21 protein-coding genes are annotated in these 21,145 nt (G+C 71.9%); 14 read left to right on the top strand and 7 right to left on the bottom strand.

Translation table 11 applies throughout. The annotated features are described in order from the left end of the window. Positions 1 to 65 precede the first annotated feature (65 nt). The 3 genes from ACFVDM_RS33985 to ACFVDM_RS33975 form a co-directional block, all read right to left on the bottom strand. Entirely contained in the window at positions 66 to 1,079 is a 1,014-nt protein-coding gene (locus ACFVDM_RS33985; protein WP_383649685.1) for a heme A synthase, read from the bottom strand. Positions 1,080 to 1,154: 75 nt separating this feature from the next. Continuing rightward, complete coding sequence (locus ACFVDM_RS33980; protein ID WP_383649681.1) at positions 1,155 to 1,922, bottom strand: ABC transporter permease; 768 nt, start codon at positions 1,920 to 1,922, stop codon at positions 1,155 to 1,157. Continuing rightward, positions 1,919 to 2,866 (bottom strand): ABC transporter ATP-binding protein, encoded by a 948-nt coding sequence (locus ACFVDM_RS33975; protein WP_383649679.1) that lies wholly within the window; start codon positions 2,864 to 2,866, stop codon positions 1,919 to 1,921. Before ACFVDM_RS33975 ends, ACFVDM_RS33980 begins: the two co-directional genes overlap by 4 nt. Before the next feature lie 136 nt (positions 2,867 to 3,002). Here ACFVDM_RS33975 and ACFVDM_RS33970 point away from each other — a divergent pair, with 136 nt between their 5' ends. From ACFVDM_RS33970 to ACFVDM_RS33935, 8 genes are all read left to right on the top strand, one after another. Then, positions 3,003 to 3,743, top strand: coding sequence for a helix-turn-helix transcriptional regulator (locus tag ACFVDM_RS33970; protein WP_383649676.1), 741 nt, complete (start codon positions 3,003 to 3,005; stop codon positions 3,741 to 3,743). Then, on the top strand, positions 3,740 to 5,161 hold the full coding sequence (gene sufB, locus ACFVDM_RS33965; protein WP_383649673.1) for a Fe-S cluster assembly protein SufB: 1,422 nt from the start codon (positions 3,740 to 3,742) through the stop codon (positions 5,159 to 5,161). The genes ACFVDM_RS33970 and sufB overlap by 4 nt, the downstream gene beginning before the upstream one ends. Positions 5,162 to 5,235: 74 nt before the next feature. Beyond that, the gene (gene sufD / locus ACFVDM_RS33960; RefSeq protein ID WP_383649669.1) at positions 5,236 to 6,417 is read left to right on the top strand and encodes a Fe-S cluster assembly protein SufD; all 1,182 of its coding nucleotides are present in this window, start codon (positions 5,236 to 5,238) and stop codon (positions 6,415 to 6,417) included. Further along, complete coding sequence (locus ACFVDM_RS33955; protein ID WP_383649665.1) at positions 6,417 to 6,734, top strand: bifunctional 3-phenylpropionate/cinnamic acid dioxygenase ferredoxin subunit; 318 nt, start codon at positions 6,417 to 6,419, stop codon at positions 6,732 to 6,734. Before sufD ends, ACFVDM_RS33955 begins: the two co-directional genes overlap by 1 nt. A 7-nt stretch (positions 6,735 to 6,741) precedes the next feature. After that, complete coding sequence (gene sufC, locus ACFVDM_RS33950) at positions 6,742 to 7,506, top strand: Fe-S cluster assembly ATPase SufC (RefSeq protein ID WP_383649661.1); 765 nt, start codon at positions 6,742 to 6,744, stop codon at positions 7,504 to 7,506. After that, positions 7,503 to 8,771 (top strand): cysteine desulfurase, encoded by a 1,269-nt coding sequence (locus ACFVDM_RS33945; protein WP_383649656.1) that lies wholly within the window; start codon positions 7,503 to 7,505, stop codon positions 8,769 to 8,771. The genes sufC and ACFVDM_RS33945 overlap by 4 nt, the downstream gene beginning before the upstream one ends. Positions 8,772 to 8,792: 21 nt before the next feature. After that, positions 8,793 to 9,248, top strand: coding sequence for a Fe-S cluster assembly sulfur transfer protein SufU (sufU, locus tag ACFVDM_RS33940; RefSeq protein WP_383649652.1), 456 nt, complete (start codon positions 8,793 to 8,795; stop codon positions 9,246 to 9,248). Further along, positions 9,245 to 9,583 carry a metal-sulfur cluster assembly factor gene (locus ACFVDM_RS33935; protein WP_383649650.1) on the top strand — a complete coding sequence of 113 codons (339 nt, stop codon included), beginning with the start codon at positions 9,245 to 9,247 and terminating at the stop codon, positions 9,581 to 9,583. The genes sufU and ACFVDM_RS33935 overlap by 4 nt, the downstream gene beginning before the upstream one ends. 66 nt (positions 9,584 to 9,649) lie before the next feature. Here ACFVDM_RS33935 and ACFVDM_RS33930 read toward each other — a convergent pair whose 3' ends face one another. Then, the gene (locus ACFVDM_RS33930) at positions 9,650 to 10,651 is read right to left on the bottom strand and encodes a hypothetical protein (RefSeq protein ID WP_383649647.1); all 1,002 of its coding nucleotides are present in this window, start codon (positions 10,649 to 10,651) and stop codon (positions 9,650 to 9,652) included. Positions 10,652 to 10,997: 346 nt separating this feature from the next. Here ACFVDM_RS33930 and ACFVDM_RS33925 point away from each other — a divergent pair, with 346 nt between their 5' ends. The 3 genes from ACFVDM_RS33925 to dapD all read left to right on the top strand — a co-directional run bounded on the left by ACFVDM_RS33925 (position 10,998) and on the right by dapD (position 13,575). Continuing rightward, the gene (locus ACFVDM_RS33925) at positions 10,998 to 11,597 is read left to right on the top strand and encodes an RNA polymerase sigma factor (protein WP_383649643.1); all 600 of its coding nucleotides are present in this window, start codon (positions 10,998 to 11,000) and stop codon (positions 11,595 to 11,597) included. After that, entirely contained in the window at positions 11,584 to 12,453 is an 870-nt protein-coding gene (locus tag ACFVDM_RS33920; protein ID WP_383649640.1) for a CU044_5270 family protein, read from the top strand. Before ACFVDM_RS33925 ends, ACFVDM_RS33920 begins: the two co-directional genes overlap by 14 nt. A 132-nt stretch (positions 12,454 to 12,585) precedes the next feature. Beyond that, positions 12,586 to 13,575: a 2,3,4,5-tetrahydropyridine-2,6-dicarboxylate N-succinyltransferase gene (dapD, locus tag ACFVDM_RS33915; RefSeq protein ID WP_383649637.1), complete on the top strand. Its 990-nt coding sequence runs from the start codon at positions 12,586 to 12,588 to the stop codon at positions 13,573 to 13,575. A 3-nt stretch (positions 13,576 to 13,578) separates the two neighbouring features. Here the strand turns inward: dapD and dapA are convergent, their stop codons facing one another. Continuing rightward, positions 13,579 to 14,472, bottom strand: coding sequence for a 4-hydroxy-tetrahydrodipicolinate synthase (gene dapA, locus ACFVDM_RS33910; protein WP_383649632.1), 894 nt, complete (start codon positions 14,470 to 14,472; stop codon positions 13,579 to 13,581). 142 nt (positions 14,473 to 14,614) lie between these two features. Here dapA and ACFVDM_RS33905 point away from each other — a divergent pair, with 142 nt between their 5' ends. Then, the gene (locus ACFVDM_RS33905) at positions 14,615 to 15,283 is read left to right on the top strand and encodes a DUF4232 domain-containing protein (RefSeq protein ID WP_383649712.1); all 669 of its coding nucleotides are present in this window, start codon (positions 14,615 to 14,617) and stop codon (positions 15,281 to 15,283) included. A gap of 38 nt (positions 15,284 to 15,321) precedes the next feature. Here the strand turns inward: ACFVDM_RS33905 and ACFVDM_RS33900 are convergent, their stop codons facing one another. After that, positions 15,322 to 16,443 carry a lipid II:glycine glycyltransferase FemX gene (locus ACFVDM_RS33900; protein ID WP_383649628.1) on the bottom strand — a complete coding sequence of 374 codons (1,122 nt, stop codon included), beginning with the start codon at positions 16,441 to 16,443 and terminating at the stop codon, positions 15,322 to 15,324. Positions 16,444 to 16,695: 252 nt separating this feature from the next. Here ACFVDM_RS33900 and ACFVDM_RS33895 point away from each other — a divergent pair, with 252 nt between their 5' ends. Next, positions 16,696 to 18,174, top strand: a complete 1,479-nt coding sequence (locus ACFVDM_RS33895) for a hypothetical protein (RefSeq protein WP_383649624.1) — start codon at positions 16,696 to 16,698, stop codon at positions 18,172 to 18,174. A gap of 178 nt (positions 18,175 to 18,352) precedes the next feature. After that, a complete protein-coding gene (locus ACFVDM_RS33890; RefSeq protein ID WP_383649619.1) occupies positions 18,353 to 19,822 on the top strand; it encodes an alkaline phosphatase PhoX in 1,470 nt (489 codons plus the stop codon). A 67-nt stretch (positions 19,823 to 19,889) separates the two neighbouring features. Here the strand turns inward: ACFVDM_RS33890 and ACFVDM_RS33885 are convergent, their stop codons facing one another. Further along, the gene (locus tag ACFVDM_RS33885; RefSeq protein ID WP_383649616.1) at positions 19,890 to 21,101 is read right to left on the bottom strand and encodes a TerD family protein; all 1,212 of its coding nucleotides are present in this window, start codon (positions 21,099 to 21,101) and stop codon (positions 19,890 to 19,892) included. Between the last annotated feature and the right edge of the window lie 44 nt (positions 21,102 to 21,145).

The raw sequence follows: 21,145 nt of genomic DNA, 5'->3' as shown, positions 1-21,145 counted from the left end.
GGGCTTCGGTACGGGCGGCACAGCCGCCGTACCGAAGCCCCGCACGCGTATGTGAGGCGCTGTGATCAGCCCGTCGTCGCGGGCTCGGGCCGCTCGGCCGCCGGGCCGGGCAGCGGCGCCGCCGCCACCGGACGCTCGCGCAGCGACAGCACGACCCGCACGACCCCGATCCACACCAGGCACGAGCCGAGCATGTGCAGACCGACCAGGATCTCGGGCGTGTCGGTGAAGTACTGGACGTAACCGATGACGCCCTGGGACAGCAGGATCAGGAACAGGTCCCGGGTGCGGTGCAGCGGGCCCACCGGGGCGTCCACGGCCTTCAGGACGAACCAGAGCGCGACGGTCAGCGCCACCACGACCCAGGCCAGGTCCGCGTGCAGCTGGGCGATCGTCTTCCAGTCGATCGGGATGCGGTGCACATCGCTGGAGTCGCCCGCGTGCCGCCCGGCCCCCGTGACCACCGTGCCGACCGCCACCAGCAGACCGGCGGCGACCGTCAGCAGCCAGGTGAGCTGCGCGACCGCCTTGCCGACCAGCGGACGCGGCGCCTCGTCGCCCTCCCGGATCCGCTGCCACATCACCACCGCGAGGGTCAGCAGCGCCGTGGAGAGCAGGAAGTGGGCCGCGACGGTGTACGGGTTCAGGCCGACCAGCACCACGATGCCGCCGAGCACGGCATTGCCCATGACCACCCAGAACTGCGCCCAGCCCAGCCGGGTCACGCTCCGCCGCCACGGCTTCGCGGCGCGGGCGGCGATGATCGCCCAGCCCACCGCCGCGCACAGCACGTACGTCAGCATCCGGTTGCCGAACTCGATCGCTCCGTGGAAGCCCATCGCGCTGGTCGCCGTCAGGCTCTCGTCGGTGCACTTGGGCCAGGTCGGGCAGCCGAGGCCGGAGCCCGTCAGCCGGACGGCCCCGCCGGTGACGACGATGACGACCGCCATGACGACGGCGGTCATCGCGGCACGACGGACCGTACGCGGCGTCGGCGTCCAGCGTTCGGCGATGAAGAGCAGCGGATTCCGCGCGGCTTGAGCGACTTCGGCTCGGGTCAGCTTGGGCACGCGCACCATCGTAGGCGGCGGCTTGTGCAAGCTTTCACGAGGGGGACGAGTTACCCCAATCGCCTACGGAGCGCTGCCGCCGGCTCACTCCCAGCGGAAGAACCGGGCCGCCGCGCCCAGTCCCAGCACGGCCCACACGGCCAGGATCCCGACCTCGCCCCAGGGCAGCGCCGCCCCGTGCCGGAGCACGTCCCGCAGACCGTCGGACAGCGCCGAGATCGGCAGCAGCTCCAGCACCGAACGCACCGGTCCGGGGAACTTGTCCAGCGGCACCACGACGCCCCCGCCGACCAGCAGCAGCAGGAAGACCAGATTGGCGGCGGCCAGCGTCGCCTCCGCCTTCAGCGTCCCGGCCATCAGCAGCCCCAGACCGGAGAACGCGGCCGTCCCCAGCACCAGGAGCAGCAGCACGGCGAACGGGTTGCCGTGCGGCGACCAGCCGAGCGCCAGGGCGACCGCGGTGAGCAGCACCACCTGGAGCACCTCGGTCACCAGCACCGCGAGGGTCTTCGAGGTCATCAGCGCCCAGCGGGGGAGCGGCGAGGCCGCGAGCCGCTTGAGCACCCCGTACCGCCGCTCGAAGCCGGTGGCGATGGCCTGGCCGGTGAACGCGGTGGACATCACCGCGAGCGCGAGGATGCCGGGGGCCAGGAAGTCCACCGGATCGCCCGCCCCGGTGTCCACCACGTCGACGGCGCTGAACAGCACCAGCAGCAGGGTCGGGATGATCACCGTCAGCAGCAGCTGCTCGCCGTTGCGCAGCAGCATCCGGGTCTCCAGCGCGGTCTGCGCGGCGATCATGCGGGTCAGCGGGGCGGCGCCCGGCCGGGGGGCGTACGTACCGGCGCTCATGCGCGCAGCTCCTTGCCGGTCAGTTCGAGGAAGACGTCCTCCAGGGTGTGGCGCTCCACGGAGATGCCGGAGGGCATCACGCCGTGCTGGGCGCACCAGGAGGTGACGGTGGCCAGCAGCTGGGGATCGACGTCACCGGTGATGCGGTACGCGCCGGTGGCGAGCTCCGCCGCCTCCGTGCCGTCGGGCAGCGCCTTGAGCAGGGAGCCGAGGTCGAGTCCGGGGCGCCCGGTGAAGCGGAGGGTGTTCTCGGCGCCGCCGCGGCACAGGGCCTCGGGGCTGCCCTGGGCGACGATGCGTCCGGCGTCGATGACGGCGACGTCGTCGGCCAGCTCCTCGGCCTCGTCCATGAAGTGGGTGGTGAGGATCACGGAGACCCCGTCGGCGCGCAGCTCCCGGACCAGCTCCCAGGTGGAGCGGCGGGCCTGCGGGTCGAGACCGGCGGTCGGCTCGTCGAGGAAGACCAGTTCGGGCCGGCCGACGACCGCCATGGCCAGGGCGAGCCGCTGCTGCTGGCCGCCGGAGAGCCGGCGGTAGGTGGTGCGGCCGCAGCCGCCGAGGCCGAGCCGTTCGATCAGGGCGTCCACGTCGAGCGGGTGGGCGTGCAGTTTCGCCATGTGGCGGAGCATCTCGTCGGCGCGGGCGCCGGAGTACACACCGCCGGACTGGAGCATCACGCCGATCCGGGGACGCAGCCGGGCGGCGTCGGCGACCGGGTCGAGGCCGAGGACCCGGACCGTGCCGGCGTCGGGGCGGCGGTAGCCCTCGCAGGTCTCGACGGTGGTGGTCTTCCCGGCGCCGTTGGGGCCGAGGACCGCGGTGACCGCGCCGGCCGCGACGTCCAGGTCCAGGCCGTCCACGGCGGCCCTGGCGCCGTACCGCTTCACCAGGCCGCGGATCTGGACGACCGGGCCGGACGGGGGTGAAACGGGCTCGCTCTTCATGGGCCGCAATTCTAGGCAGCGGCCGGAGGAGGCCCTGCCCGGGGGCCAGATTAGGTAACCCTAAGTGATGGATTCCACCTTTGATCGTTCCGGACCGTGGTTGTCAGGGCCGGATGAATTACGCAACAATGGCGTTGTGAAATACACGGGCGAGGCTCCGCAGGAGGAACTCGCGACCGGTGAGCGTTCGACGCGCAACCGGGTCGCGCGGTCCATCCTGGACCACGGCCCGTCGACCGTCGCCGAGCTGGCGATGCGCCTGGGACTGACCCAGGCGGCCGTCCGCCGCCATCTCGACGCCCTCGTCTCCGACGATGTCGTCGAACCGCGCGAGCAGCGGATCTACGGGGCGCGGACCCGCGGCCGCCCGGCCAAGGTGTTCGCCCTGACCGACTGCGGGCGGGACGCCTTCGACCAGTCGTACGACGCGCTCGCCGCGGACGCCCTGCGCTGGATCGCCGAGACGGCGGGCGACGCGGCGGTCATGGCGTTCGCCCGTGCCCGGGTCGCCGACCAGTCGGCCGCCTACCGGGCGGCGATCGAGGCCGCCGACCCCGAGGCGCGCACGGAGGCGTTGGCCAAGGCCTTGTCCGCCGACGGGTACGCTGCTACGGCGCGCAGCGCGCCGGCCCCGCAGCAGGGCGAGCAGCTGTGCCAGCACCACTGCCCGGTCGCGCATGTCGCCGAGCAGTACCCGCAGCTGTGCGAGGCGGAGACGGAGATCTTCTCCAGCCTCCTGGGGACCCATGTGCAGCGTCTTGCCACCATCGCCCATGGCGACGGGGTGTGTACGACGTACATTCCGCGCAGCGGACACCCCACCCCACAGACCACCGATTCAGCATCTGCAAGCACAGCCGGGAGGAACCCCGCATGACGCTCCCCACGGAGACTGCCCACCCTGAGCTCGAAGGCCTGGGCACGTACGAATTCGGCTGGGCCGACTCCGACGAGGCAGGCGCGGCGGCCAAGCGCGGTCTCTCCGAGGCCGTCGTCCGCGACATCTCGGAGAAGAAGAACGAGCCCGACTGGATGCTGAAGCTGCGTCTCAAGGGCCTCAAGCTCTTCGACAAGAAGCCCATGCCCAGCTGGGGCTCGGACCTCACCGGCATCGACTTCGACAACATCAAGTACTTCGTCCGCTCGACGGAGAAGCAGGCGGAGTCCTGGGAGGACCTGCCCGAGGACATCAAGAACACGTACGACAAGCTCGGCATCCCCGAGGCGGAGAAGCAGCGCCTGGTCGCCGGCGTCGCCGCGCAGTACGAGTCCGAGGTCGTCTACCACCAGATCCGCGAGGACCTGGAGGAGCAGGGCGTCATCTTCCTCGACACCGACACCGCGCTGAAGGAGCACCCCGAGCTCTTCAAGGAGTACTTCGGCACCGTCATCCCCGTCGGTGACAACAAGTTCGCCTCGCTGAACTCGGCCGTGTGGTCCGGCGGCTCGTTCATCTACGTGCCCAAGGGTGTCCACGTCGACATCCCGCTCCAGGCCTACTTCCGTATCAACACGGAGAACATGGGCCAGTTCGAGCGGACGCTGATCATCGTCGACGAGGACGCCTACGTCCACTACGTCGAGGGCTGCACCGCGCCGATCTACTCCTCGGACTCGCTGCACTCCGCGGTCGTCGAGATCATCGTCAAGAAGGGCGGCCGCTGCCGCTACACGACGATCCAGAACTGGTCGAACAACGTCTACAACCTGGTCACCAAGCGCGCCGTGGCCTACGAGGGCGCGACCATGGAGTGGGTCGACGGCAACATCGGCTCCAAGGTCACCATGAAGTACCCGGCCGTCTACCTGATGGGCGAGCACGCCAAGGGCGAGACCCTGTCCATCGCCTTCGCGGGCGAGGGCCAGCACCAGGACGCCGGAGCCAAGATGGTCCACATGGCGCCCAACACCTCCTCCAACATCGTCTCCAAGTCGGTGGCCCGGGGCGGCGGCCGCACCTCCTACCGCGGTCTGATCGAGATCGGCGAGGGCGCACCGGGCGCGAAGTCCAACGTGCTCTGCGACGCGCTGCTCGTCGACACGGTCTCCCGCTCCGACACCTACCCGTACGTCGACGTCCGCGAGGACGACGTGTCGATGGGCCACGAGGCGACCGTCTCCAAGGTCTCCGAGGACCAGCTCTTCTACCTGATGAGCCGCGGCATGACCGAGTTCGAGGCCATGGCGATGATCGTGCGCGGCTTCGTCGAGCCGATCGCCAAGGAGCTGCCGATGGAGTACGCCCTGGAGCTGAACCGGCTGATCGAGCTGCAGATGGAGGGTTCGGTCGGCTAGGAGGCGTCCCCGTACGCAGCCGACCGCATCCCCCCGACACCTGTCCGACCGAGAAAGCGAGCACTACGACAGCCATGGCTGAGGCTCAGAACATTCCTGCGGGGTCCACGACCGCCGGTTCCATCGCGGTGGCCGCCGAGTCGACCGTCGCCACGCGCATGAGCGCGCCGCCGTCCTTCGACGTCGCGGACTTCCCGGTCCCGCACGGCCGCGAGGAGGAATGGCGGTTCACCCCGCTGGAGCGGCTGCGCGGACTGCACGACGGCACGGCCGTCGCCAACGGCGGCGGGGTGAAGGTCGCCGTCGAGGCCCCCGCCGGCGTCACGGTCGAGACCGTCGGCCGCGACGACGCCCGCCTCGGCAGGGCAGGCACGCCGGTGGACCGGGTCGCCGCCCAGGCGTACTCGTCCTTCGAGCAGGCCACCGTCGTCACGGTCCCCAAGGAGGCCGTGCTCACCGAGCCGATCCGCATCGCGGTGCACGGCGAGGGCGGCGTGGCCTTCGGCCACCAGGTCATCGAGCTGGGCGCCTTCGCCGAGGCCCTCGTCGTCATCGACCACACCGGTGACGCCGTGCTCGCCGCCAACGTCGACTACGTCCTGGGCGACGGGGCCAAGCTCACCGTCGTCTCCGTCCAGGACTGGGACGAGCAGGCGGTCCACGTCGGCCAGCACAACGCGCTGGTCGGCCGCGACGCCACCTTCAAGTCCGTCGTCGTCACCTTCGGCGGGGACCTCGTCCGGCTCCACCCGCGGATCGCCTACGCGGGCACCGGCGGCTCGGCCGAGCTGTTCGGCCTCTACTTCACCGACCGGGGCCAGCACCAGGAGCACCGCCTCCTGGTCGACCACAACACCCCGCACTGCACCTCCAACGTGGCCTACAAGGGCGCGCTGCAGGGCGACGGCGCCCACGCCGTATGGATCGGCGACGTCCTCATCCAGGCCGCCGCCGAGGGCACCGACACCTACGAGATGAACCGCAACCTGGTCCTCACCGACGGTGCCCGGGTCGACTCCGTGCCCAACCTGGAGATCGAGACCGGCGAGATCGTCGGCGCCGGCCACGCCTCCGCGACCGGCCGCTTCGACGACGAGCAGCTGTTCTACCTCCAGTCCCGCGGTATCCCCGCCGAGGAGGCCCGCCGCCTCGTCGTGCGCGGATTCTTCGCGGAACTGGTCCAGCAGATCGGACTGCCCGACGTCGAGGCCCGTCTCCTCGACAAGATCGAGGCCGAGCTGAAGGCGTCCGTCTGATGGCCTTCGTCAAGGCGTGCACGCTGAGCGAGCTGGAGGAGGACACCCCCAAGCGGGTGGAACTCGACGGCACGCCGGTCTCCGTCGTCCGCACCGAGGGCGAGGTGTTCGCGATCAACGACATCTGCTCGCACGCGAACGTCTCCCTCTCCGAGGGCGAGGTCGAGGACTGCATGATCGAGTGCTGGCTGCACGGATCGAGCTTCGACCTGCGCACCGGCAAGCCGTCCGGCCTTCCCGCGACGCGCCCCGTCCCCGTATACCCCGTCAAGATCGAAGGGGACGATGTGCTCGTCTCCGTCACCCAGGAGTCCTGAGTCACCCATGGCAACGCTTGAAATCCGCGACCTGCATGTCACCGTCGAGGCCGACAACGCCACGAAGGAGATCCTCAAGGGCGTCGACCTGACCGTGAAGCAGGGCGAGACCCACGCCATCATGGGCCCCAACGGGTCCGGCAAGTCCACCCTCGCGTACTCGCTGGCGGGACACCCCAAGTACACCGTCACCAGCGGCACCGTCACGCTGGACGGCGAGGACGTCCTGGCGATGTCCGTCGACGAGCGCGCCCGCGCCGGCCTGTTCCTCGCCATGCAGTACCCGGTCGAGATCCCCGGCGTCTCGGTCTCCAACTTCCTGCGCACCTCCGCCACCGCCGTCCGCGGCGAGGCCCCCAAGCTGCGCACCTGGGTGAAGGAGGTCAAGGAGACCATGTCCGGCCTCCAGATGGACCCGTCCTTCGCCGAGCGCAACGTCAACGAGGGCTTCTCCGGCGGTGAGAAGAAGCGCCACGAGATCCTCCAGCTGGAGCTCCTCAAGCCGAAGGTCGCGATCCTCGACGAGACCGACTCCGGCCTGGACGTCGACGCCCTGCGCATCGTCTCCGAGGGCGTCAACCGGGTCCGCTCGACCGGCGAGGTCGGCACCCTGCTGATCACGCACTACACCCGGATCCTCCGGTACATCAAGCCCGACTTCGTGCACGTCTTCGCCAACGGCCGCATCGCCGAGTCCGGCGGCGCCGAGCTGGCCGACAAGCTGGAGAACGAGGGCTACGAGGCATATGTGAAGGGTGGCGCTTCCGCGTGACTGACGCCCGCCAGGGGCTCACCGGCCTCCTCGACACCGAGGCGATCCGCAAGGACTTCCCCCTGCTGGACCGCACGGTCCACGACGGGAAGAAGATCGTTTATCTGGACAGCGCGGCGACCTCGCAGAAGCCGCGCCAGGTGCTCGACGCCCTCAACGAGTACTACGAGCGGCACAACGCCAATGTGCACCGCGGCGTGTACACGATCGCGGAGGAGGCCACGGCGCTGTACGAGGGCGCCCGTGACAAGGTCGCCGCGTTCATCAACGCGCCCAGCCGCAACGAGGTGATCTTCACCAAGAACGCCTCCGAGTCGCTCAACCTCGTGGCCAACATGCTCGGCTGGGCCGACGAGCCCTACCGGGTCGACCACGAGACCGAGATCGTCACCACCGAGATGGAGCACCACTCCAACATCGTGCCGTGGCAGCTGCTCTCGCAGCGCACCGGCGCCAAGCTGAAGTGGTTCGGCATCACGGACGACGGCCGGCTCGACCTGTCGAACATCGACGAGATCATCACCGAGAAGACGAAGATCGTCTCCTTCACGCTGGTCTCGAACATCATGGGCACGATCAACCCGGTCGAGAAGATCGTCCGGCGCGCCCAGGAGGTCGGTGCCCTCGTCTGCGTCGACGCCTCGCAGGCCGCCCCGCACATGGTGCTGGACGTGCAGGCGCTGCAGGCCGACTTCGTGGCCTTCACCGGCCACAAGATGGTCGGCCCGACCGGCATCGGCGTGCTCTGGGGACGGCAGGAGCTCCTGGAGGACCTGCCCCCGTTCCTCGGCGGCGGCGAGATGATCGAGACCGTGTCGATGCACTCGTCGACGTACGCCCCGGCGCCGCACAAGTTCGAGGCCGGAACGCCCCCGATCGCCCAGGCCGTCGGCCTCGGCGCGGCGGTGGACTACCTCACGGCCGTCGGCATGGAGAACATCCACCGCCATGAGCAGGCCATCGCCGGATACGCGGTGAAGCGCCTGCTGGAGGTCCCGGACCTCCGGATCATCGGTCCGGCCACCGCGGAGGACCGCGGCGCCACGATCTCCTTCACGCTCGGTGACATCCACCCGCACGACGTGGGTCAGGTCCTCGACGAGCAGGGCATCGCGGTCCGGGTCGGACACCACTGCGCACGACCGGTCTGCCTGAGGTACGGAATTCCTGCGACGACGCGAGCGTCGTTCTATCTGTACTCCACGCCCGCCGAGGTCGACGCCCTGGTGGACGGTCTGGAACACGTCCGGAACTTTTTCGGTTAGACAGCGGCTGAGGGTTGACTGGTGAAGCTTGACTCGATGTACCAGGACGTGATCCTGGACCACTACAAGCACCCCCACGGGCGCGGCCTGCGGGACGGCGACGCCGAGGTGCACCACGTCAATCCGACGTGCGGCGACGAGATCACGCTGCGGGTGCGCTACGACGGCGACACCGTCGCGGACGTCAGCTACGAGGGCCAGGGCTGCTCCATCAGCCAGGCCAGCGCCTCCGTGCTGAACGAGCTGCTGGTCGGCAAGGAGCTGGCCGAGGCGCAGAAGATCCAGGAGGTGTTCCTGGAGCTGATGCAGTCCAAGGGCCAGCTGGAGCCGGACGACGCGATGGAGGAGGTGCTGGAGGACGCGGTCGCGTTCGCCGGTGTCTCCAAGTACCCGGCCCGGGTGAAGTGCGCGCTGCTGAGCTGGATGGCGTGGAAGGACGCGACGGCCAAGGCGCTGTCCGAAGGGAAGACGGCATGAGCGAGAACGAGACTCTTACCACCAAGCCGGCCTCCGAGGAGGAGGTCCGCGAGGCGTTGTACGACGTCGTCGACCCCGAGCTGGGCATCGACGTCGTCAATCTGGGGCTGATCTACGGCATCCACATCGACGACGCCAACATCGCCACCCTCGACATGACCCTGACGTCCGCGGCCTGTCCGCTGACCGATGTCATCGAGGACCAGGCCCGGTCCGCCACCGACGGCATCGTCAGCGAACTCCGGATCAACTGGGTCTGGATGCCGCCGTGGGGCCCGGACAAGATCACGGACGACGGCCGCGAGCAGCTGCGCGCGCTGGGCTTCAACGTCTGAGGGTCCTCCCCGCGCATCGAGAACGGCCCCCGGCATCCGCCGGGGGCCGTTCCGCGCTCAGGGGGCCTACTCCTCGTACTGCGGGGGCTCCGCCGCGGCCTCGGCCAGGACCGGGCCGAGATTCTCCGTACGGATGCGGCGGTCCACGTACAGCAGCCCCGTCACCAGCGGCGGGAACGTGGACACGACCAGCTGGCTGACCATCTGGCCGAGCAGCAGCGAGCCCGCGTAGCCGCTCAGCGCGAGCAGCACGGACGCCGTGTTCGGGTCGTCGCCCAGGCTCATCGAGCCGAGCATCCCGGAGAACATCCCGATGAACGTGAACGGCATCTGGATCACATAGCTCGCCACCATGGCCATCAACCCGGCCAGCAGCGTGATGCCGAGGATCCGCCACCAGTCGCCGCGCACCAGCCGGAACGACCGGCGCATCGCCTCCACCGGCCCCTGGCTCTCGAACACGGCGACCGACGGCGCCAGACTGAACTTGACCCAGAGCCAGAGCGCCAGCGGCGCCGTCGCCACGAAGCCCAGGAAACCGACCACGACCAGGGCGACCGCCCCGCCGCCCCCGTCCATGCTGAACGCGCCGACGATCAGGGCCACGAACGCCATCCAGCCGAGCAGCACCGGGACCATGGCGATCAGCCCGGTCAGCACGACCGTGCCGATCACGGAGGCCATCCGCGACCAGGCCCGCCGCCATATCGCCGAGAACGTCGTCCTACGGCCCAGGACCGCCTCCTGGAGGACCGCCGGCACCGCCGTGTAGGTCAGCGCCGTGGCGAGCACACCGGTGATGAGCGCCACCAGCGCGACCGAGCCGAACGCGACGACGACCGGCACCCAGTCCGCCCGGTCGGCCGGGTCCCCCTCGTCCAACGCCAGCAGCCGGTCCACATGGTCCGCGACCGCCGAGTACGCGATCAGCGCGGCGGCCACCATCACGGCCAGCGCCCCGCCGAACGCGGCCGCCCCGACACCGAACAACTGCTTGCCGTACCGGCCCAGGGTCGCGAACGCGCCACCGAGCACATCACCGATCCGCAGCGGCCCCAGGGGTATCACCCCCGGTTTCGGCACCGCCCAGCCGCCGCCCCAGCCACCCCGTCCGGGCGGCCCTCCCGGCCCTCCGTACGGCATACCCCCGTACGCGCCACCGCCCCACCCCGCGTCCTGCGCCACTGCTGCTCCGTCGGTCCGTCGATCATGAACTGGCCTGTACTGGACGGCCCACGGTAGCGCCCCCCATTCCGGTCCCGCCCCGGGCCTCCGCCCCCCCCCCGGCCGCGAGACCCTGGGGAGAGCCGCCCGACGGGCCGCCCCGGAGAGCCGCGTGAACCCGGAACGCCGTTGCGGGCAACAGCAGTCGACAGTCCTCGCGCCCACACGCCGAAGAAGAGCGGAGACACCGTTGACCGGACCACCGAGAGACGACGACGCGGCCGTGATCGTCCAGTCCCTGGAGCAGCCCGAAGCCTTCGCCCTGCTCTACGACCGCTATGCCGCCGACATCCACCGCTACGCCGCCCGGCGCCTCGGCGAGGGGGCGGCCGAGGACATCACCGCCGACACCTTCCTCACCGCCTTTCGCTCCCGGGCCCGCTTCGACACCGGGCGGGCGAGCGCCCGGCCCTGGCTCTACGGGATCGCGGCCAATCTGATCGGCCGGCACCGCCGCACCGAGATCCGGGCCCTGCGTGCCCTGGCCCGCACCGGCGTCGACCCGGTCGCCGAATCCTGGACCGACGGCGCCGACCAGCGGGTCACCGCGCAGGCCGCCCACGGCCGGCTCGCGGGCGCGCTCGCCACGCTCTCCGCGGGCGACCGGCACGTCCTGCTGCTGATCGCGTGGGCGGACCTCAGCTACCAGGAGGTGGCCGACGCGCTCGCGCTGCCCGTCGGCACGGTCCGCTCGCGCCTCAACCGGGCCCGCCGCACGGTGCGCCGGGCCATGGGTGCCGATCCGACGGTCGTCACCGAGAGCCTGGAGGTGGCTCATGGACAGGGATGAGATGACGCTGGTGCGCGAACTGCGCGCCGACGCGCCCGTACCGGACCGGGCCGCCCTGGCCGCCGGACGGCAGCGGCTCACCGAGGCCGCCGGACGCCGCCGCCGGGTGCGCGCCGACTGGCGGCTCGCCGTCGTCGCCACGGTCGCCGCCGTCGCCCTGGGCGGAGCCGTCACCGCCGGGGTCGTCGGCGGCGTCCGGGGCGCGGATCCCGCTGCCGCGCCCGTCGTCACCGAACGGATCGACGCCGCCGCGGCGCTCCGCGACGCGGCCGCCCGGGTCGCCGACGACCCCGTCCCCACGCCCCGGGACGGTCAGTGGGTCTACACCGAGGTCCTGGAGGTCCGGGCCGGGGAGGACGGGCCGGGGGAGGAGGCGGGCGGACCGCGCAGGAGCGAGAGCTGGCACCGCTACGCGGACCCGGCCTTCGAGAACGGCAGGTCGGGCGACGACCACTCCCCGCGCGAGCGCTTCCGCTTCCTGGCCGGGCTGCCCTCCGCCCCGGCCGAGGTGAGGAAGCGGGCCCGCGCCTTCTACCCCGGCGACGGGGAGCCGGTCGCCCGGCACGACTTCCGGGCGCTGTCGCTGCTGGCCGCGTCCTCGCCCGCCGACCCGGAAGGGCTCGCCGCCGTCTACCGGGCGATGGCCACCGTGCCCGGACTGGAAGCGGTGCGGACCGAGGACGCGCTCCACCGGCCGGTGATCGGGATCGGCTTCGCCGGGGACCGCGAACTGCTGCTCCTGGACGCGGACACCCTGCGGTACGCCGGCTGGGGCTCGCTGGACTCGCCGACCGCCGACGGCGTGCGCACCGTGGTCAGGACCGCGCTGGTCGACGCCGACGGGGACCGCCCCTGACCGGCGGGGCCGAGGGCGGGCGCCCGGCAGCCGTACGGGGGACACGGGGGTGTTCCCGTACGGCGCCGGGCGCGACGCCCGGACGCTGAGACCGGTTGGCCCGAGCGGGCCCCGGCCGGTTAGGTTTCGGGCATGACCGACACGACTTCCACCCGCACCACCGGCGCCGTCGCCGCCGGCCTCGCCACCGTCGCCGGCGACGGTTCCGTCCTCGACACCTGGTTCCCCGCCCCCGAGCTCACCGCCGAGCCCGGCCCCGCCGGAACCGAGCGGCTCGACCCCGAGCAGGCCGTCAACCTGCTGGGCGAGGGCGCCGCGAAGGCCATCGGCGTCGACGCCCGCCGCGGGGTCGAGGTCGTCGCCGTCCGCACGGTCATCGGCTCGCTCGACGACAAGCCGCTCGACGCCCACGACGTCTACCTGCGCCTGCACCTGCTCTCGCACCGCCTGGTGCGGCCGCACGGGCAGAACCTGGACGGCATCTTCGGCCACCTGGCCAACGTCGCCTGGACCTCGCTCGGTCCGGTCGCCGTGGACGATCTGGAGAAGGTGCGGCTCAACGCCCGCGCCGAGGGTCTGCACCTCCAGGTCACCTCGGTCGACAAGTTCCCGCGCATGACGGACTACGTCGCGCCGAAGGGCGTCCGGATCGCCGACGCCGACCGGGTCCGCCTCGGCGCCCACCTGGCCTCCGGCACCACCGTGATGCACGAGGGCTTCGTCAACTTCAACGCCGGGACGCTCGGCACCTCCATGGTCGAGGGCCGGATCTCCGCGGGTGTCGTCGTCGGGGACGGTTCGGACATCGGCGGCGGCGCCTCCACCATGGGCACGCTCTCCGGCGGCGGCAAGGAGCGCATCGTGATCGGCGAGCGCTGCCTGGTCGGCGCCGAGGCCGGCGTCGGCATCGCGCTCGGTGACGAATGCGTCGTCGAGGCCGGGCTGTACGTCACCGCGGGCACCCGGGTCACCCTGCCGGACGGCCAGGTCGTCAAGGCCCGCGAGCTCTCCGGCGCCTCGCACATCCTCTTCCGCCGCAACTCGGTGACCGGCGCCGTCGAGGCCCGCCCGAACAACGCGGTCTGGGACGGCCTCAACGACGTCCTGCACAGCAACGACTAGGGCCTAGCCGACGGCGATCAGCCGCTCGTACGCCCCGCGCAGCCCGTCGGACGCCTCGTGCCCGGCGGGCTGCAGCGGTTCGCGGACCGGCCCCGCGTCCAGCAGCGCCTTGGCCGTGACCGTGCCGGGCAGGCCCGAGGCCATCATCAGCTCCGTGAGCGGCGTCAGCCGCGCGTTGAGCCGCGCCGCTTCCGCCGTGTCCCCGGCGTCGAAGGCGTCCAGGACGGCCCGCAGCGCACCGGGCGCCACATTGGCCACAGTGCTCACGAATCCCGCCCCGCCCACCGCGTACAGCGGCAGGTTCAGCTCCTCGCACCCCGAGTAGTACGCGAGGCCGGTCGCCGCGATCACCTTGGTGCTGCCGAGCAGATCCATGGCGCAGTCCTTCACCGCGACCACGCGCGGATGCTCCGCGAGCCGCAGCATCGTGTCCGGCTCGATCCGGGTGCCGGTGCGGCCGGGGATGTCGTACAGCATCACGGGCAGTCCGCTCGCGTCGGCGACCCGCCGGAAGTGCGCCTCCACGGCGGCCTGCGGGGGCCGGCTGTAGTACGGGGTGACGACCAGCAGCCCGTCGGCACCGGCCTGTTCGGCCGCGCGGGCCTGCGCCACGGTGTGCCGGGTGTCCGCGGTGCCGATCCCCGCGACCAGCGGCACCCCCGGCCCCACCGCCTCCCGGACCGCGCGCACCAGCTCGGTCTTCTCGGCGTCGGAGGTGGTCGGGGACTCCCCGGTCGTGCCGTTGAGCACCAGCCCGTCGCAGCCGGCGGCGACCAGACGGGCCGCGTGCGCGGCGGCGGCGTACGGGTCCAGGGCCCCGTCGGCGGTGAAGGGCGTGACCATGGCGCAGAGGGCGCGGCCGAAGGGGCGGGGGCGGGAAACGTCGTGCGGTGTCATGTCCGCAGTCTCGGGCCCGCCGACCATGAAGGTCTACTTAGATCTTCTCTGGGGCAAGGTGAAGCAGAACTCAACTATTGCGCTGTTCTGGCATGATCGGCCGCAGACGCGGGGCGGGGCGACCAGGGGCGGGTGCGTGAGGATGCGAACGGCGGCGGACAGCGGTAGGCGCGGGGCGACGGCGGCGGCGCTGGCCCTCACCGGAGTGCTGGGACTCTCCGGGTGCGCCGGATTCCTCGTCCCGGCCGGCGAGGGCGAGCCCGGCCCCAGCCCCTCGCCCACCTCCGCCGGGGCGGTGCGCGCCACGCCCCCGAACCCGATCGACATCGCGACACCCGGGGCACCCCGCCCGGGAGCCCCCACGCCGAAGGCCCCCACACCCACCGCCACCGGCTGCCCGTCCTCGGGCCTCGTCGTCACCATGGGCCCCGTCGAGGCCGCCATGATGCACCGTGCCGTCGGCCTCACCCTGACCAACTGCGGCAGCGAGCCCCGGCGCGTCGACGGCTACCCCTCCGTGCAGGCCCTCGACGAGAACGGCGACCCGCTCCCCGTCAAGGTGAACCCCGGCGGCTCGTACTTCGGACCGGACAAGGGCCCCGAGTCGGTCGTGCTCGCGCCCGGGAAGACCATGCGCTCCCTGCTCGTCTGGGTCTCCACCCCGACGGGCGGCGACCTGATCGAGGGCGACGCCCTGGAGATCGCCCCGGCCCCCGGCCTGGAAGCCCGGACCTTCCCGCTGGAGGGCAGCGACGTACGGCTCCTCGACGAGTTCAACATGACGGGCTGGCGCACGAAGATCGCCGGCTGACCGTCGGGAGGCGGCCCCGGACGCGGACCGCGCGGCGCTCAGCGCCTGGCCATGTACAGCCCGAACGCCCTGTGCAGCACCCTGTTCACCGGGAAGTCCCACTCGCCGACGTACTCGGCGGCCTCCCCGCCCGTCCCCGCCTTGAAGCGGAGCAGGCCCACCAGATGGCTGCCCTCGTCCAGGGTGTCGGTGATGCCGCGCAGATCGTAGACGGCGGCGCCCCGTTCGTGCGCGTCGCTCATCATCCGCCACTGGACCGCGTTGCTGGGCTGCACCTCGCGGCGGCGGGCGGTGGACGCGCCGTAGGAGTACCAGACGTGGGAGCCGACCGTCAGCATCGTCGCCGCGGACAGCACCTCCCCGTCGTGGTGGGCGAGATACAGCCGCATCCGGCCGGGGTCCTCGGCGCGCAACTCCCTCCACATGCGCTCGAAGTACGCGAGCGGACGGGGGATGAAGCCGTCGCGCGCGGCGGTCTCGCGGTACAGCTCGTAGAAGACCGGAAGATCCGTGGAATCCCCCTCGACGACCTTCACGCCCGCCTTCTCGGCCTTCTTGACGTTCCGTCGCCACTGCTGGTTCATCCCCTCGCGGACCTCCTCCAGCGAGCGGCCGGCCAACGGCACCTGGAACACGTACCGCGGCTGCCCGGCGCTGAACCCCGAGCCGTCGCCGTCCGACACGGGCCGCCAGCCCAGAGCGCGCAGTTGCTTCTCCACCTCCGCCGCGCGCGGGTCCGTCGTGTCCGCCGGCACGTCCCGCAGCCGCACCGCCGCCGGATCCGCGATCGCCTCCTTGACCGTCCGCGCCTTCCAGCGGCGCCCGATCACCGGCGGGCCCATCCGGACCGTGAACGCGCCCCGCGTCCTGGCGTGCGCCACCAGCGGCTCCAGCCACCGGCCCAACCCGCCCTCGTGCCACGGGACGACCGGCCCCTCCGGCAGATACGCCAGACAGCGTTTCAGCCGGGGGACCGGGCGGTACAGCACCAGCCCCGCCCCCACGATCCTTCCGTCGGGACCGGTCCAGCCGATGCTCTCCGCCCGCCAGTCCGGCTTCACCCCGCCCCACGACGGGACCTGCATATGGCTGGCCGAACCCTGTCCGACGACGAACGCCAGATGCTGTTCGCGCGTGATCTCCCCGACCCTCAGCGTCATACGGTGCTCCGTTCCTTGTCGGCCGGACGGCCGGCCGGTCCGCTGGTGGTCCCAGTCTGGTTCGGCACATCCGGATGAGAGCGCGGACGCACCGCAGGGGTCCGCCGGTTGCGCGCACCACCGCCTTCTCCTCCGGGTGCCGGGCGGCGCGGGGCGAAATGCGTCTACGCTGGGGGCCGCCCGACCCCGTACGCGACCGGAGCCGCGGCCCGGTGACGCGTACGTCCCGCACGTTCCGAGGAGACCCCCCTGATGTCCGCAGAGCGCCCCACCCTGCCGCCGGTACGGCTGCACACCGAGGCCGAGCTGGCACGGGACGCGCTCGCCGCGCCGCTGCTCGCCCGCGCCGTCCGGCTCGCCCGCTGGGCCGGTCCCGGGACGAGGGTCGGCGCCGGCGGCGAACTCGTCGACGCGCAACTGCCCGCGGCGGCCGAGCACCTCGGTCTCGCGGCGGACGAGGACGGCGCGGCCGAGGCCAGCGAGGCCTGGCGGCTCGCGGTCGACACCGGCCTCGTCGAGGTCGAGGACCCGTCGCCCGACGCGGACCGGGACGAGGACGGCTTCGACGCGCAGGCGGAAGGGACCGTCACCGCGGGCGAGAACCTGGCGCTGCTGACCGGCGGTTCGCCCCAGGACGTCCTGTCCATCTGGCTCGACGGCCTGGAGGCCGCCCACGCCGACGCCACCGCCCCGGTCTTCGACGACCTCACCGACCTCGTCGGCGAGGACGGCTCCATCGACTTCGAGGCCCTGGACTGGGACCCGGAGAGCGAGGCCGAGTTCCTCGACGGGGTGCTCGGCAACCTCTACCTCCTCACCGTCGGCGAGGGCGCGGGCGACGCCCCCGTCCCGCTGCCCGCGCTCGCCGCCTCGATGATCGTGCCCGACGACATGGGCGAGCCCACGGACGACGTCCTTGAACAGGTGTCGGACGCGATGATGCGCCTGGACGACCAGTTCCGGGTCCTCGAACCCATCGGCATCGTCGAGTACCGGCCGGTGGACGAGGCCCTGCTCGTCGAGGAGAGCGAGGGGGACGCCCCGCCCGCCGACGACGAGGACGTCTCCCGCTACGGCATGGTCCGGCTCACCCCGCTCGGCGTCTACGGCATCCGGGCCCGGATGCTGGAGGCCGGCGTGGACGCCCCGGCCATCGGTGACCTCGCGGACAAGGGCGCCGACGCCCTGCTCGCCGGGATCGCCCGGTACCCCGAGGCCGCCGCCCGGGGCGAGATCGAAATCTGGCTCGCCCGGCACGGCGCCGAGGGCGCGGCCGCCGGACTCCTGGAGGCCGCCCGCGGCAACGACCCCGAGGCCCCGCTGCGCCGGCTCCACTGCCAGCAGGCCCTCGCCCTGGTCGGCGCGGAGGCCGAGGACGCCGTACGCGGTGTGCTGGGCGACCCGGAACTGGGCGGCCTCGCCCGCGTCTGGCTCGCCGAACGGGGCGCGACGGACGTCCCCGCCCCCTCCGAGACCATGATCTTCTGGCTGGCCATCGACACGATCGCCGCCCAGCTGGAGGCCGACGGCGACCTCGACGAACTCCAGGGCCTCGTCGAGGGACTCTCCGGCCAGCACAGCGGCTTCTTCGACGAGGCCTGGCGGGTGGACCACCCGGCGACCGCCGACGTCCTGGAGGCCGTGGGGCGCCTGCACAGCGACAAGAAACAGGCCAAGGACGCCCGCAAGGCCGCGTTCAAGGCCCGCTCCCGGAGCGGCTCGGCCGGCTGAGGACGGAGGGCCCCGACCGGGGAGAACGGCCGGGGCGTCCGGCCCGGGGCCGGGTGCGGAACCGGGGATGTTCACGGAAGGGCTTCCCTCGAAGTCGTCCGCAGTTCAACTGGTGTTGGGGCGGGGACGGGACCGTGATCGGGCCAACAACCCGCCCCAGCAGCACCAGGAGTACGTGATGGCCTTCACGCGCAGGGAATTCACCAGACAGTCCGCCCTCACCGGCGCCGGTATCGCCCTCACCGGAACCGTCTCCGCCCTGGCCACCGCACCCGGCGCCCTCGCCGCCGAGGACTCGAAGCACGGCCACGGACACGGTCACGACGAGCACGGTCACGGGCACGGTCACGACCGCGAGCCGGGCTACGGCCCGCTGCTCCCCGACCCGAAGGGCCTGCTCGCGCTGCCCGCCGGCTTCTCCTACAAGGTCATCACCCACTGTGGCGTCACCAAGCTGGAGAGCGGCGAGTACACCCCCTCCAACCACGACGGCACGGCCGCCTTCGAGGGTGCGCGCGGTGTGACGCTGCTCGTCAACAACCACGAGCTGAGCGGCACCCGGGCCGGCTGGGACCACCCGGTCCCGCTCACCGACGGCCTCGTCTACGACCCGATAGCCGCCGGCGGCTGCACCGTCGTGGAGACCCGCCGCGACGGCCGCACCGCCGAATGGGTCGGCATCGCCGGCACCTCCACCAACTGCGCCGGTGGCGCCACCCCGTGGGGCACCTGGCTCACCTGCGAGGAGACCGAGGACAAGGCCGGCAAGAACGGTCTGCTCAAGGACCACGGCTACGTCTTCGAGGTCGACCCCTACGACAAGCGCGCCAACCGCGACCCGCGCCCGATCAAGGCGTTCGGCCGGTACGCGCACGAGGCCGTCGTCATCGACCCCAAGCAGGGCCACGCCTACCTGACCGAGGACGCCTCCGGCCCCAACGGACTGCTCTACCGCTGGGTTCCGCCGCACGGCTTCAAGCACGGCCGCGGCAAGCTCCGCACCCTCGCCGACGACGCCGGTGTGCTCCAGGCCTTCAAGTGCTTCGACAAGGGCGGCCGGTTCGTCGACGACCTCTCCCGCGCGACGACGATCGGCACCGTGTACGGCGTGGACTGGGTCGACGTGCCCGACCGCGACGCCAAGGCCGTCTCCACGCGCAAGCAGTTCGGCGACAAGGAGATCACCCGCGCCCGCAAGCTCGAAGGCATGTGGTGGGGTGACGGCGGCGCGTACATCGTCTCCTCGTTCGCCCGCGCCGAGAGCCCCGTCCAGCACGACGGACAGGTCTGGTTCTACGACCCGAAGCGGCGCACCCTCACCCTGAAGGTGCTCCTCGGCGTCAACGCCGACCCGTCCAAGGACGGCGCCTTCGACGGACCGGACAACATCACCGTCTCGCCCTACGGCGGGCTCGTCATCGCCGAGGACGGCGAGGGCGTCCAGCACCTCTTCGGGGCGACCGACTCCGGCCGCACCTACCCGATCGCCCGCAACGAGCTGAACATCGGCTCGGCGGACGACCCGGAGTACAGCGAGTTCACCGGAGTCACATTCTCGCCCGACGGCAGGACGCTGTTCGCCAACATCCAGACCCCCGGCATCATGGTGGCCATCACGGGGCCCTGGAAGCGCCAGCACAACAAGTAGGACCCCGCGAGGTCCGCGGGCGCCCGGCGGCGGGCGGGGCCGGGCGCCCGCGGACCAGGCGCATCCCCTACAGGGACTGGGCGGCCGGCTTCACCATGCCGCGCACCGTCCGCGACTTCACGAACTCGCCCATGGCCGTCATCTCCCACTCGCCCGAATACTGCCGGATCAGCTTGGCCATCATCACGCCCGTCTGCGGCTCGGCGTTGGTGAGGTCGAAGCGGACCAGCTCCTCGCCGGTGGCCGCGTCGAGCAGCCGGCAGTAGGCCTTGGCGACCTCGGTGAACTTCTGGCCGGTGAACGAGTTGACCGTGAACACCAGCCCCGTCGCCTCCGGGGGGATCCGGCCCAGATCGACGACGATCACCTCGTCGTCCCCCGCGCCCTCGCCCGTGAGGTTGTCCCCGGAGTGCTTGATCGCCCCGTTGAGAATGGTGAGCTTGCCGAAGTAGCAGCTGTCCAGGTGGTTGCGGTTGGGGCCGTAGGCGATCACCGAGGCGTCGAGGTCGATGTCCTTGCCGCGGAACGCGGGCTCCCAGCCGAGCCCCATCTTGACCTGGGAGAGCAGCGGACGGCCGCCCTTGACCAGGGACACCGTCTCGTTCTTCCGCAGGTTGACCCGGCCCTTGTCCAGATTGATCCGCCCGGGGGCGGCGGCCGGGGGAGCGGGCGGGGCGGCGGGCGGTGCCTGCGGAACCGGCGGGGCGGCGATCCTCGGGTCCACCGGGGCGGGCGCCGGCACCGGGGGCGCCACCGGGGCGGGCGCCGCCGCGGGCTCCTCCTCCACCGAGACCCCGAAGTCCGTGGCGATACCGGCCAGCCCGTCGGCGTAGCCCTGGCCCACCGCCCGGACCTTCCAGGCGCCGCCGCGCCGGTAGACCTCCATGACGACCAGCGCCGTCTCCGCGCCCAGCCGGGGCGGGGTGAACGTGGCCAGCGGGCTGCCGTCGTCCGCGTTGCGCACGGTCGCGGTCGGCTCGACGCCCTGGAAGGTCTGGCCCGCCCCGTCCGGGCTCGCCGTGACGACGATCTTCTCGATGGCGGGCGGCACCGCGGCGGTGTCCACCACGATCGCGTCGGGCGCGGTGCCGCCGCCGGAGCGGTACGTCACGCCCGGACCGGCGGGCTGGTTGTAGAAGATGAAGTCGTCGTCGGAGCGCACCTTGCCGTCGGCGGTGAGCAGCAGGCCCGAGACGTCGAGCCGCACGGGCGCGGCGACGTCCACCGCCACACGGACGGCGGGGAGAGGGAGGTTCGAGCCAGGTGTCATTGCGGTCATGTCCGACGTAACGAACGACCCGGCTTTGCCGTTCCCTTACCTTC

Origin of the sequence: Streptomyces sp. NPDC057682, from assembly GCF_042799575.1 — a bacterium.
Taxonomy (GTDB): domain Bacteria; phylum Actinomycetota; class Actinomycetes; order Streptomycetales; family Streptomycetaceae; genus Streptomyces.
The sequence above is the reverse complement of the archived record's forward strand: the minus strand, read 5'-3'. Positions and strand labels throughout refer to the sequence as shown.